Origin of the sequence: Anabaenopsis elenkinii CCIBt3563 (genome assembly GCF_015245355.1) — a bacterium.
Classification (GTDB): domain Bacteria; phylum Cyanobacteriota; class Cyanobacteriia; order Cyanobacteriales; family Nostocaceae; genus Anabaenopsis; species Anabaenopsis elenkinii.
Genome location: NZ_CP063311.1, coordinates 1,844,126 through 1,857,253, shown reverse-complemented (window position 1 = coordinate 1,857,253; position 13,128 = coordinate 1,844,126). Strand labels below are relative to the sequence as shown.

The 13,128-nt window shown below is 41.4% G+C and carries 11 protein-coding genes; 4 read left to right on the top strand and 7 right to left on the bottom strand.

The features are described 5' to 3' along the window. Positions 1-182: 182 nt before the first annotated feature. Both carB and IM676_RS08215 read right to left on the bottom strand, forming a co-directional pair. Positions 183-3,458, bottom strand: a complete 3,276-nt coding sequence (gene carB / locus IM676_RS08220; RefSeq protein WP_200989734.1) for a carbamoyl-phosphate synthase large subunit — start codon at positions 3,456-3,458, stop codon at positions 183-185. A gap of 673 nt (positions 3,459-4,131) precedes the next feature. Beyond that, positions 4,132-4,686 (bottom strand): DNA starvation/stress protection protein DpsA, encoded by a 555-nt coding sequence (locus IM676_RS08215; protein WP_200989733.1) that lies wholly within the window; start codon positions 4,684-4,686, stop codon positions 4,132-4,134. A gap of 568 nt (positions 4,687-5,254) precedes the next feature. On the opposite strand from IM676_RS08215, the gene IM676_RS08210 reads away from it, so the two are divergent. Together IM676_RS08210 and IM676_RS08205 are read left to right on the top strand one after the other, a co-directional pair. Further along, the gene (locus IM676_RS08210) at positions 5,255-5,518 is read left to right on the top strand and encodes an Asr1405/Asl0597 family protein (protein WP_200990131.1); all 264 of its coding nucleotides are present in this window, start codon (positions 5,255-5,257) and stop codon (positions 5,516-5,518) included. A 56-nt stretch (positions 5,519-5,574) separates the two neighbouring features. Then, complete coding sequence (locus tag IM676_RS08205) at positions 5,575-6,231, top strand: (2Fe-2S) ferredoxin domain-containing protein (protein WP_200989732.1); 657 nt, start codon at positions 5,575-5,577, stop codon at positions 6,229-6,231. Positions 6,232-6,397: 166 nt separating this feature from the next. Here the strand turns inward: IM676_RS08205 and IM676_RS20135 are convergent, their stop codons facing one another. Both IM676_RS20135 and IM676_RS08195 read right to left on the bottom strand, forming a co-directional pair. Beyond that, a complete protein-coding gene (locus IM676_RS20135; RefSeq protein WP_200989731.1) occupies positions 6,398-7,522 on the bottom strand; it encodes a Rid family detoxifying hydrolase in 1,125 nt (374 codons plus the stop codon). Positions 7,523-7,598: 76 nt separating this feature from the next. After that, positions 7,599-8,036, bottom strand: a complete 438-nt coding sequence (locus tag IM676_RS08195; protein WP_200989730.1) for an NUDIX domain-containing protein — start codon at positions 8,034-8,036, stop codon at positions 7,599-7,601. A gap of 44 nt (positions 8,037-8,080) precedes the next feature. Between IM676_RS08195 and malQ the strand changes: the two genes are divergently transcribed. Continuing rightward, positions 8,081-9,589 carry a 4-alpha-glucanotransferase gene (gene malQ, locus IM676_RS08190; RefSeq protein ID WP_200989729.1) on the top strand — a complete coding sequence of 503 codons (1,509 nt, stop codon included), beginning with the start codon at positions 8,081-8,083 and terminating at the stop codon, positions 9,587-9,589. A gap of 22 nt (positions 9,590-9,611) precedes the next feature. Here malQ and IM676_RS08185 read toward each other — a convergent pair whose 3' ends face one another. Further along, a complete protein-coding gene (locus IM676_RS08185) occupies positions 9,612-10,418 on the bottom strand; it encodes a helix-turn-helix domain-containing protein (RefSeq protein WP_200989728.1) in 807 nt (268 codons plus the stop codon). A gap of 26 nt (positions 10,419-10,444) precedes the next feature. Continuing rightward, on the bottom strand, positions 10,445-11,209 hold the full coding sequence (locus IM676_RS08180) for a pseudouridine synthase (protein ID WP_200990130.1): 765 nt from the start codon (positions 11,207-11,209) through the stop codon (positions 10,445-10,447). A gap of 143 nt (positions 11,210-11,352) precedes the next feature. Here IM676_RS08180 and IM676_RS08175 point away from each other — a divergent pair, with 143 nt between their 5' ends. Then, complete coding sequence (locus tag IM676_RS08175) at positions 11,353-12,066, top strand: LmeA family phospholipid-binding protein (protein ID WP_200989727.1); 714 nt, start codon at positions 11,353-11,355, stop codon at positions 12,064-12,066. A gap of 149 nt (positions 12,067-12,215) precedes the next feature. Here IM676_RS08175 and IM676_RS08170 read toward each other — a convergent pair whose 3' ends face one another. Continuing rightward, the gene (locus IM676_RS08170; protein WP_200989726.1) at positions 12,216-13,121 is read right to left on the bottom strand and encodes a phosphatidate cytidylyltransferase; all 906 of its coding nucleotides are present in this window, start codon (positions 13,119-13,121) and stop codon (positions 12,216-12,218) included. Positions 13,122-13,128: the final 7 nt, after the last annotated feature.

The window sequence follows — 13,128 nt, the reverse complement described above, 5'->3', positions numbered from 1 at the left end:
ATGATATTCCCTCATATTTCTTAATATATCTCAATAGAAACAATAATTATGGTTCTATAATAATTGCTTAATTTTTCTGGCAAGTAGTTTTGATAGCGTAGCGACAGTCATATGCAGATTAACTAAAAAAGCAAAGTGGCCAACTTTGCCTGACCACTTTGTTCATATCAGCCGAAATTTGCTCAGGTATTAGTCCCTAGTTCACTCTCCTTGCCGTAATCTTGGATCACCCTGACATCTAAAGTAGTATTTTGCAGTGAACGAATGGCGGCCACAGTAGCTCTAGCCCCAGCAATAGTAGTCACAATGGGGATTTTGTAGCCTAAGGCTGTACGTCGGATCAACCGAGCATCAGTTTGAGCCTCTTCCCCGGAAGGTGTGTTAATAATCAATTGAATTTTCTGATTTTTAATTGCATCCAGGACGTGGGGACGACCTTCATGGAGTTTCAGCACTAACTCAACATCTAACCCGTGTTCCTGGAGGACACGGCGTGTACCTAATGTAGCCATGACCTTAAAGCCCAATTGCATCAGTTCCTTCACCACATTTGCTGCGTCAGATTTATCGCGATCGCTCATGGAGACAAATACAGTACCCTGAAGGGGTAGAAATTCCCCAGCAGCTAATTCTGCTTTAGCAAACGCCCGGCCAAAGTCGCTGTCAATCCCCATTACCTCCCCGGTGGAGCGCATTTCTGGGCCTAATATAGTGTCAGTTCCCGGAAACTTGTTAAAGGGTAATACTGCTTCCTTGACAGCGATGTGAGATGGAATCACCTCCTGAGTTAAGTTGAGTTCTGCCAAAGTTTTTCCTGACATAATTAAGGATGCCAATTTTGCTAAAGGTACACCCGTAGCTTTAGATACAAATGGTACCGTCCGCGAGGCGCGGGGGTTAGCTTCCAGAATATAAACTTGGGGAGAATACCCTTGAGCGCCCACAACAGCAAACTGAATATTCATTAATCCCACCACCGATAATGCTTGAGCTAATTGCACAGTCCAAGTGCGGATTTGTTGTAGAACTGCTGGCGATAGGGAAATAGAGGGTAACGAGCAAGCGGAATCTCCTGAGTGAATACCCGCCTGCTCAATGTGTTCCATAATTCCACCGATCACCACCTTCCCGGTGTGGTCGGCGATCGCATCCACATCCACCTCAATGGCATTTTCTAGAAACTTATCAATTAAAATGGGATGATCTGGCTCCACCTGCACCGCAAAGGTCATGTAGCGCTCTAATTCCGTGTCAGAATAGACGATTTCCATGGCCCGCCCTCCCAAGACATAACTAGGGCGCACCACCACTGGATAACCGATGCGTTTAGCGACAATCAGCGCGTCTTCGTAACTGCGAGCGATACCATTGGGGGGTTGAGCAATATTCAACTGATTGAGAATCTTCTCAAACCGTTCTCGATCTTCGGCTATGTCAATAGAATCTGGGGATGTTCCCCAAATTTTGGTAGACAGAGCGCTGTTCTGGTTGAGAAATTCTTGTAAGGGAACTGCCAATTTCAGGGGTGTTTGTCCACCAAACTGTATAATTATACCTACCGGCTTTTCTGCTTCAATAATGTTGATCACATCTTCTTTGGTCAACGGCTCAAAATAGAGGCGATCGCTGGTGTCATAATCTGTAGAAACAGTCTCAGGATTAGAATTAACCATAATTGTTTCAAATCCGGCTTTCTTCAAAGCATAGGCTGCGTGACAACAACAATAGTCAAACTCAATTCCCTGGCCAATACGGTTAGGACCACCACCCAAAATCATCACTTTCGGCTTAGTTGTGGGTAAAACTTCTGTTTCTGATTCGTAGGTGGAATAATAGTAAGGAGTAAAAGCTTCAAACTCAGCCGCACAGGTATCCACAGTTTTATAAACTGGAATTACTCCCAATTGTTTCCGGTAATTGCGGACTTCATCCTCACTGGTTTTAGTAGCAAAGGCAATCTGGCGATCACTAAAACCATGGCGTTTTGTATCATATAAATGTTCCTTTGTCAACTGTTGTAAAGGTGTCCGCTTCAGGAACTTTTCCACCTCCAGCAGTTGCTGCATTTTATCCAAGAACCACGGATCAATAGCCGTAAGTTCGTAGATTTCCTCCGTACTTAAACCCAACTGTAAAGCATGACGTACCGCAAAAATGCGATCGGGATGAGGTGTTCGCAATTGAGCGCGAATTTGTTCACCACTGGGTAACTTTTCTGATTGGTCGCAACCCCAACCAGCGCGACCAGTTTCCAAAGAACGGAAAGCCTTTTGGAAAGATTCATTAAATGTCCGCCCAATAGCCATAGCTTCCCCCACCGACTTCATTTGAGTTGTGAGTACAGAGTCAGAACCGGGAAACTTTTCAAAAGCGAAGCGGGGAATTTTGGTAACTACATAGTCAATAGTTGGCTCAAAAGATGCGGGGGTTTGCTTGGTGATATCGTTTTTGATTTCATCCAGACTGTAGCCTACAGCGAGCTTGGCTGCAATTTTGGCAATGGGGAAACCCGTAGCCTTGGAAGCTAAGGCGGAACTACGGGAAACACGGGGATTCATTTCAATCACCACCACATCACCATTCACTGGATTAACAGCAAATTGGATATTAGAACCGCCAGTTTCTACACCAATCTCGCGGATGATCTTAATTGCCATATCCCGCAGGCGCTGATACTCCTTATCAGTCAAGGTTTGGGCGGGAGCAACAGTAATCGAGTCGCCGGTGTGGATCCCCATAGGATCCAGGTTTTCGATGGAACAGATAATCACTACATTATCTGCTAAATCGCGCATTACTTCCAACTCGTATTCTTTCCAACCCAGTAGGGACTGGTCGATAAGAATTTGTGACACGGGACTAGCATCTATACCTACCTGTGCCATTTCTTCAAATTCTTCTTGATTGTAAGCAATACCGCCACCAGTCCCCCCCATTGTAAAGGCAGGACGAATGATTAGGGGGTAACTGCCAATGCGATCGGCGATTTCTTTGGCTTCTGCTAAAGACGAAGCTGTTCCACTAGGACACACAGCCACTCCTATTTTGGCCATGGCTTCATTAAATAGTTTGCGGTCTTCCGCTTTCTCGATGGCTGGTAATTTAGCGCCGATTAGTTCAACTTTATACTTATCTAAGGCTCCATTTTTCGCCAGGGCTACGGCAATATTGAGCGCTGTTTGTCCTCCCATGGTCGGTAGAAGGGCATCAGGGCGTTCTTTAGCGATCACCTTTTCGACTATATCCGGTGTTAGTGGCTCAATATAGGTGCGATCCGCTGTTTCTGGATCGGTCATAATTGTTGCCGGGTTAGAATTAACTAACACCACTTCATAGCCTTCTTCTCGCAGTGCTTTACAAGCTTGAGTACCAGAGTAATCAAATTCGCAGGCTTGACCGATGACGATAGGACCAGAGCCTAATAGTAGTATTTTGCGGAGGTCTTGACGACGGGGCATAGTTGTTGCTTTGGAGTAAGAAAATACAAATCCTGATTATTTTAAGGGTCTTTTGCCTTGGTCAGATTATTTATTATTAAGTTTTCCATGTTAGATATTGCAGCGGGGGTGAAAGTTCGCTTACCTCATCCGCGGGCCATTGTATCAAGGAAACTGCTATAGCTACCTTATACAAGATGATTATGTGTTCTGTGGCTATAGTATATTGCTGAAGTATGGATAATTACAGAATCTCCGATTACTCAAGAGGTTTCATTATTTCTCCTACCATCCAACCATTTATTCATCTATATTAATAGGATAAATTACTAACAATATTAATTCTCCTATTAGTAACTCTACTCAATAACTGCAAATCATAATTTTTAGAGGATATCTGATAACTCTAATTTAAGTGATTGGAAATTACATCTAGGAAAGAAAACCCAGATTACCCATCCATAAAGTCTGGTAAACTGGGCTTGTGTAGTAGGGAATCATATTACCCGAGGATTTTTCATAGCTCCTCAAATTTTCATCAGTTTATCTTCTAACTAGCTTTTCCATACATCGAAAAAGCAGGTGTTTCAAACCTTGGGAGTTGAAACACCTGCTTTTTGTCTATGCTTTTAATGGTTAAGTCTGTCAACTCTTATCTGAGAGCAGGCTTGACCACAATGAAATTATCACAGTACTAATTCTCAGCAGTTTGGACAAATCCTAAAGTTAAGCTATCTTTAGCCAGAAAATGAGCTAAATGGTAAGCTCTTTCCTCAGTTTTTAACAGAATTTGCTCATAGAGATAGCGCGTACCACGGTCACCCAAACTCTCTGCTTGAGAAGCTTGACGACGAATAACATTAATGATGGCTTGTTCTGCTGCTAAATCATTTTCGATCATTTGGCGGCAAGAATATACACCATCGGCTTCTGGCTGGAAACAGGTTAGCTCTGCTAACTTACTAAAACTAGCCGCAGGTACACCACCCAGTCCGTTTAAGCGCTCGCCAATTTCATGCACATGATCTTGTACTTGTTCGTAGCTATCGCTAAAGAACTCATGCAGTGAGTAAAACTCTGAACCTTCTACTACAAAATGATGCTTTTGGTATTGCAAATACAGTGCTTGGAAGCTAGCCAGGACAATATTAAAACCTTCTGTCACCGGAGCAGTGATACTCCGATCTAGCAGTACGGGATTGTCATAAACTTGACCAAAGTCTTGTAACAAAGTTTGTGTATTAGACATTGTTCTCCTCGCTTTTCACAGTTATGATTTTTAACTGCTTATCTTTTACATATTAACATTTTATCAATAAATTAACCCGACATATTCACAAAAAAATTATATTTTTATCTCCGCTATATTGGGATTTTTACTTATTAGCATGATTATCCCGTGGGTATCAGGCGAGTTATGAGTAACGGTAATATATAGAAATTACTGAATATCAAAAATCACTAAACTCTATCCCCTTCCACTTTCATTTTATCCATGGGTAACAGAGATATTTTTTATCTTTTTTCCCGCTAAATACCCCTGCTTACCAGGGGAGGGGATCAAACTTGATTTTCCCTGGAGATTAAGGATGATTTCCTAGATGATGTCTTGTTAACTCATTTTCCTATGGGCTATTCCCCCATTACGGAATTCCCCATTCATAACCGGAAATTATCATCAGGTTTTGAGATTTTTTTGAATTCAATTGAGAAATTATAGCATTTAATGTATGCTGGTGTAAGGAGGCATTACTCGCCAAAAGTTTGCCATTCGGGGTTTGAAAGCACCAATTGGTCGTAAGTTGAGGGCTAGTCTATTGAAACCGTGGAGTTCTGAAATTGAGAAAAATTTGGTTGTAGAGCTAGAGGTAGACCGGGTAGACCGATGGCAAGTCTATCAACGCTTGCAGGAGCTAAATATTCCCTGTTGGTGTGAGACTAACCAGCCATTGAGAGTTGAAATTAACAACCCTTTAGCAATTGTTCAACTATCGTCTGTGATGCAGCGGTTCAGAGCGTCTCGCCAAGATTTGATTTGGAGTCTGGAAGACTGCTGGAAAAGTCGCTACGGAAATTTCTGAAGTTTTGACATATAACTGATGTTCAGGCTGATTTAGTTAAGGAGAGGTTAAGGAAAATGAGTGCATCTTACAGTAGAGAAATGTCAGAATTTCGCCTAGAAGGAAAATTCATAAATTTTGTCATTAAAGATGGCTACAACCTCAAAGGCTTGTTATTAGGTACTACTGAGGGTGAATGTTATGTTAAATTGGCTAAACATTTACGGGCTGCTTTTGACTTGCGGTTACCACCGGGTACCTGGCTGCAAGTTACTGGTTATAAAAAGCATGATATAAAAAAAGATAAAGTTATATTAAAGGCAGAGCGTGTGATGGCAGCACGTTCTGCTCAACAAACAGTTACAAGGGTTACCTCAGTCAAAGAAACCCCAGCCATCGAAACTACTCAGGTACAAACAGGTAAAAATAAAGACACAATTTTAGTGTGTCACAAGTCTGATTGCATGAAGCGTGGTGGTAAAGCAGTTTGTCAAGCCTTGGAGGCTGCTTTAAATCATCGTGGTTTACAAGACCAAGTGATGATTAAAGGTACTGGCTGTATGAAAAAATGTAAAGCAGGTCCTAATATAGTGATGCCAGACAAAACCCGTTATAGTCGTATTCCATCCACACAAGTTCCGGCAATTATGGACAAGCATTTTGCTCACTGTAAGAAGCAGCAGGAGGCACATAATTGCTCAGAACAGATCATACGTCATCGCAAAATTGGCTGAAACTGCTGGTAGAATGGTGATTTTTGCGGGGAAAATACCCGAAAATTACCTGCTTTTTTTCGGGGTATTTGGGAGTAATTATTGTTAGATTTTAGTTACAATTCTACAGGTGTTCCTAGGCAATCCTAAAAGCGATCGCCTGGTATTTTCCTGTAGTAAAAATAGGTTAAACAACTGCAATACAGTCGATTTCTACCAAAACATTCTTTGGTAGACGAGAAACCTGGACACAAGCACGGGCTGGGGCAGTTGCTTCAGGAAAATATTGAGCATAAACGGCATTAACTGTAGCAAAATCATTCATATCAGCCAAAAATACGGTAGTTTTGACCACATTTTCAAAGGTGGCACCAGATGCTGTTAGAATAGCTTCGAGATTAGCCATCACCTGCTCTGTTTGCTTTTTAACATCATCTGTGTAGATGACATCACCCAGGCGCGGGTCAATGGCAATTTGTCCAGCCACAAATATCATTTGACCGTTAGCGGCAATGGCTTGATTATAAGGTCCCACCGGAGCCGGTGCTTTATCAGTACGAATTACTTGGCGATTCATAGATAACATGTTGTCTAATAATGTTTGACCTGTGCCAATTTTTCCCTCGGAGGTGTTTGGCTGTCGGTAAACTTCCCCATCTGGCATTATCGCACCAGTCAGGTCAGCATTTTCAAAGCTAGTACCATAAATATTGGCTCCGGTCAAAATCGCTCCCTGCAAATTTGCACCATCTAAATTTGCTAGCATTAAATTTGCATCTGTGAGACAGACTCTTTCCAAATTTGCCCCTTGTAAACAAGCCCCCTTGAGGTTTGCTTGTTCTAGAGAAGCCCCAACTAAATTCGCCTGAGCTAAATTCACCCCTGACAAATTAGACTTGTCTAACCGGACTCCCCGAAGTTGGGCTTCCTGCAGATTGCAGTTTTCCCATAATGCTTTCATCAGATTAGTATGGATTAGGTTAGCTTGGGTGAAATTTGCGCCAGAAAGATTCGCCTCTTCCAAATTTGCAAAACTTAAATCAACACCAGTCAGGTCAGCCCAACTTAAATTAAGCCGATAGCCCCTAATTTGACTCAAATTTGTAGATTTTAAAGCAGCCCTAGAGAGATTTGCTTCCCAGAGATTAGCTTTTTTTAATTTAGCTTCACTTAAATCTACTCCACTTAAATCTGTTTTGTGTAAATCTATATCATTTAACTGTGCCCCTCTCAAGTCTACACCGCTAAAATTGGCGTTTTGAAATTGCCGTTGTCCTGCGGCATATTGCTCTAACAATTCCTCAACATTCATAATGTACTCTCAAGTACTATTAATACAGTATAGAGTAATAATTTATTCCTTTCAATCTATGTAAATCTGTGGTTAATTAGTCAAAACCCAAGTTGGGACGTAGCCCATAATGGCGATAATGCCAATAATCCCGGAGAATGCGATCATGGTCAAAACATAAATTACTCGGTACACACCAAGACTCAAAAATGCCTATATTTTTGGCATCATCACCTGCCATTGGTTCCCCCGTGGCCGTTGCTAAAAACACAATGCTGATGGTATGCTGACGGCGATCGCGACTAGGGTCAGAATATACCAAAAATTGTGTAATTAACTCGACTTTCAAACCCGTTTCTTCCTCAGCTTCCCGTCGCGCCGCCACCTCTACAGGTTCACCATAATCAACAAAACCACCGGGAATAGCCCAACCAAACGGTGAATTATGGCGCTCAATTAATACTATTGGTCTATGTGGACGATCTAGCAATTCAATAATGATGTCAACCGTCGGTGCAGGGTTCTTATAAGTCATGATAAATTTGATGGAATAACTTCTTGCTATATTTCCAATTAAATATGCCTTTTCCAAGATCCAGTGGTATTTTATTGCATCCTACATCCTTCCCGAGCAGGTTTGGTATTGGAGATTTAGGCTTAGAAGCCTATAAATTTATTGATTTTCTCAGAGAGAGTTACCAGCAATATTGGCAAGTTTTACCTTTAGGACCAACGGGATACGGTAATTCTCCTTATGCTGCATATTCAGCCATGGCGGGAAACCCCCTGCTGATCAGTCCAGAGCAGCTACAAGAGCAAGGTTTACTAACTGAAGAGGACTTTGCTAATTTACCAGTATTTAATGACTCTCAGGTAGACTACGAGGGAGTCAAGTCTCTCAAGACTGCTTTGCTGCAAAAAGCTTTTGCGAATTTTCAGGTTAAGGCTACACCTTTACAACAAAAGGAATTTGCTGGTTTTGGCGACAGCAAAGCCTATTGGTTAGATGATTACGCCTTATTTATGGCGCTCAAAGACACTCATAATAATACCAGTTGGCATACTTGGGAGGCGGAACTTGTCAAGCGTGAACCCGCAGCAATACACCAAGCCAAAGAAAAATTAAGCTCGCAAATCCTCTATTATAAGTTTGTCCAATTTGAATTTTTCCGCCAGTGGTCTGAACTCAAATCTTATGCCAACATGAGCGGGATTTACATTATCGGTGATATTCCCATTTATGTAGCCCAAGATAGTGCTGATGTCTGGGCTCACCCCGAGATATTTTGTCTTGATGAAGAAACCAGAGAACCGGCTTTAATGGCGGGAGTTCCACCGGATTACTTTAGTGAAACTGGTCAATTATGGGGTAATCCTGTTTATAATTGGGAAGAATTACAAAAGCAAAATTTTAAATGGTGGGTGGGTCGCTTTGAAGCGATGCTCGATTATATAGATGTAATTCGCATTGACCATTTCCGAGGCTTTGAAGCTTACTGGGCTGTGGAAAAAGGAGAAGATACAGCCATGAATGGGGAGTGGTTGAAAGCTCCAGGAGAAGAGTTATTTGATGCGATTAAAACGGAACTGGGTATACTACCAGTGTTAGCGGAAGACTTGGGGGTAATTACCCCAGAGGTAGAAGCATTACGGGACAAGTACGAATTTCCTGGGATGAAAGTTTTGCAGTTTGCTTTTGGTTCTGATCCCGGTAATCCCTTTTTACCTTTTAACTATACACGCAATGCTATAGTTTATACGGGTACTCACGATAATGACACAACTGTAGGTTGGTTTAATCAAGCTAACGATTGGGAGAAGCGCAATTTACTACTTTATTTAGGTTGTAGTAGTCCCGAAGGGATCCACTGGGATGTAATTAGACTAGCTTTGAGTTCCATTGCTAATCAAGCAATTATTCCTTTGCAGGATATTTTAGGTTTAGGAAGTGAGGCGCGCATGAACTTTCCCAGTACTGCTGAGGGTAACTGGGGTTGGCGTTACCAGTCCTCATTGTTAACCAGAGAACTAAAAGAGCGTCTGAAAAATCTGACTCAACTTTATGGACGCGCACCCCAGGAGAAGTAAGGTATAAACAGCTGTTTCTTTCTCAGGACTTTGGTCTATTAGCAATCTTGATTTCTCTCTCTTTACCTGGTTCTCCCATTTGTTTAGCTTCTTCCTCATTAACACTGATTAACACGCTACCTGCATTATTAGTTTTCAGGGTTAGCTGTTCCTGGGCTTTCCAAGTTCGGTGGGTTCCTTTTGGGAGAACGCCTTCAAACTCAGTTTTCCCATCAGCGATGATCCTGATCCATGATGATGCTTTCAATGTCACACCAATATGTAGTGATTTATTATTGTTGTTGCGATTAAAACTATCGCTCACACTTTGTAAATGGTTTTCTCCTTGAGAATTTCCCTGGGTTTGGTGTGTTTGAAAAACAGTTTCTCCTGTTGGTTTTTGACTGCTGTTGCTCAGAGTAGTATTATTGAGTAACTGAGATAAACTAGTTACAGAGCATACAATTACAAATATGTAAAGTAAGTAAAGGTGAACAGGACGTAGTAGAGTATTGAAGTAAACTTTGGGAGTATTTGGTAAGTTTACGGTTGGAGAACCGAGGGGAAAACTCTTAGCAAATTCCACTCCATTTAAGCCTAATGCTTCGGCAAATTGCCTAATTAAGGCTCTAATATAAACTGGTTCTGGCAGTTGATCTAATTTACCTTGTTCAATAGCCTCTAAGAGTTTACAGGGAATTTTAGTTAAAATTACTATGTCTTCTAGTGATAAACTCCGTTCTTGACGGTAAGCCAACAGGTGTGCTCCCAATTCTGCCAATTTTTCCGATTGTTGTTGTTTTAATGAAACTCTAATTTCCGGTTTATCTTTACTTTTTAGCCACTTCATGCTACGGTTCCATTCCTGATATCATCTCAATCTTTAACTGATAGATGCTGGATTTGCTCTTGCAAGAAGCGAACTTCAGCATCATTAAGCGAACGATATTTACCCTCATGTAATAAGGGCAAGTTTGGCATTTTTAATTGAATAGGACCTATGGCAGTACGATGTAGCTTAATTACTGGATATCCTAGCTGTTTAGCTACACGGCGAATCTGTCGTTTTCTCCCCTCCTTTAAAACTATTTCTAAATGGCTGTTTTTGGCAATAGTTCCTATAACATTTACTCCAGCAGGACGTGTTTTTCTTCCCTCTAAAACTACCCCTTGACGCCACATTTCTAGCACCGCTTGTGGAGGGTGTCCCTTGACTATTACCTGATAAGTTTTAGGAATACTGTGACGTGGATGGGTGAGTCCAAATGTTAGATTTCCATCATTTGTCAGGATTAATGCTCCCGTTGATTGTGCATCTAAACGACCCACTGGGTGCAGACCTGATCCCCGGCGTAATTCCGGAGGGAGTAAATCCAAAACTGTTTTTCTTCCCTGGGGGTCGTCACAAGTAGAAACTACTCCTGGGGGTTTATTTAGTAATAAATATATCAATGAGCGTCGCTTTTGGGCAGATACTGGCTGACCATCTACAGTGATTTGATCTTTTTCTGGATCAAGTTTTTGACCTAAATGTGCTGTTACACCATTGATCTGCACTCGCGATCGCTGAATCATTTCTTCAGCTTGACGACGTGATGCAATCCCCCACTGAGCTAGAATCTTTTGTACCCGCGCCTCCATAATGAAATAACCGTGTATAATATTGCTGAATTTCAATAATTTTATTATTTAAATTTTCTGCTGAATAGACATAAATGTTACATTTAATGCTGATTTCGTGTTTTGTTAGTTATTGAGCGAGTACCCATCAATGTAGTGTTTCAATGTCCGAGAAAAATTCCCTCACCAGAAATCCACATAAAATCCGAATCATCACCCATACACTGACAACAGCCGTCAAACTGTGGTTAAAATCACAAGTCAGCCAAGTATCGCAGTTAGATGTAGAAATTAAAGCGAGCGATCGCCAAGTTCTCTCTGCTTGTATTCCCTGGGTATCTATTTTTGCCAGCAATGCAGTTTATCAAGGTATTCATCTCACACGAATTCAACTCATAGCAGAAAATATTCAGGTAAATATTGCCTCAATCCTCAAGGGACAACCACTACGACTAGTAAAAATAGTACCAGTTTCCTTTCAGTTGAATGTAGAAGAGAATGACCTGAATAATTCCCTCTCATCCGAATTATTTTCTACTGGTTTAAATGATGTATTGTTGAAAATATTACCAGAAATTGCTTCGACATCGAAGCTAATTTCCTGGCAAAGAATAATGCTTGGTAATAATCGAATTATGCTCAAAGGTATTATATCACATGGCAGTCAAGCCACTCCTCTAGAAATTGATTTTAATTTATCCCTCATTGGCGGTCATCAGTTGAAACTAGAAAATATCCAAGTGATGCAAAATAAAGTACCTCTGTTCAGGGATGAACATAGTTACAATTTGGATCTTGGCTCAGATGTCGATATTCAAGAAATCAGCCTGCTCCCCGGTCAGCTGGTTTGCCAAGGAAGAATCAACGTTCATCCTTGAGGAGAGAGTACATAAAAAACTGGGAATTAATTCCCATGAGTCGTATTTCCTACCAGTCTAAAGACCTAGAATTTCCAGACATCCTGGGAGGTTTTATGAACCCGGGATCGGGATCAGTTGTTTAGGTTATGACCCTTATTCCCCATACCTCAGAGATTTGCGATCAATGGTAATAAAAGTGTCACGAAATAGTAAACCAATGGGGCGGTAAAAATATAACTATCAGTGCGGTCCAAGATACCACCATGACCTGGGATCAACTGCCCTGAGTCCTTGACCCCAGCATCACGCTTGAGCATAGACTCGGTCAGGTCACCTAACAGACTAGCAATACCAATCAGTAAACCTAATGCTACACCAGTGAAGAGGAATTTTGGCAATTGCAGATAATAGGCTCCTGCTAAAGCTACAAAGATGCTGGCTATGATCCCAAAGACCGCACCTTCAACGGTTTTTTTAGGACTGATATCAGATAAACGGGTTTTACCAAAGAATTTGCCAATAATGTAAGCACCAATATCAGCAGCCCAAATACAAAAGAAAGTCAACACTGTTAAAGTTAAGCCTGGTGATAAGGATGCCAAACTTTCTTCCTGGAACTTACCAATGTTAGACCAGTAACCACCGATAGCTTGCGTGGCGTAGCCATAGGGGATATTGCCGTAGGCTAAACTATCAATATTGCGCAATCTTACCCAGTAACTTGATAAGTAGCCAACATAAAATAGTCCCATAATCGAGGCAGAAATATCGGCGATTGTAGCCATTTTTGGTTGAAACAGTAAATAAAAACAAATTAATGTTCCTGCTATTGGCATCACAGCATCAGCCAAACTTTCATTAAAGTTACAAATCACTAGTAAAGCTAGGCTGACAAACATGGTAGTTTTAGCAGCAGGTAAAATACCTCTAGCTCGTACCAAATTAAAATATTCTTCTTGACCTAAAAGAACCACCACCGCAATGGCGATAGTAAAGTACCAGCCACCCAGAAGGGTAGCCACCAGAGCAAGGGCGATCGCGACAATTCCACTAATAATCCGAGACCAAGGCATAGAAATC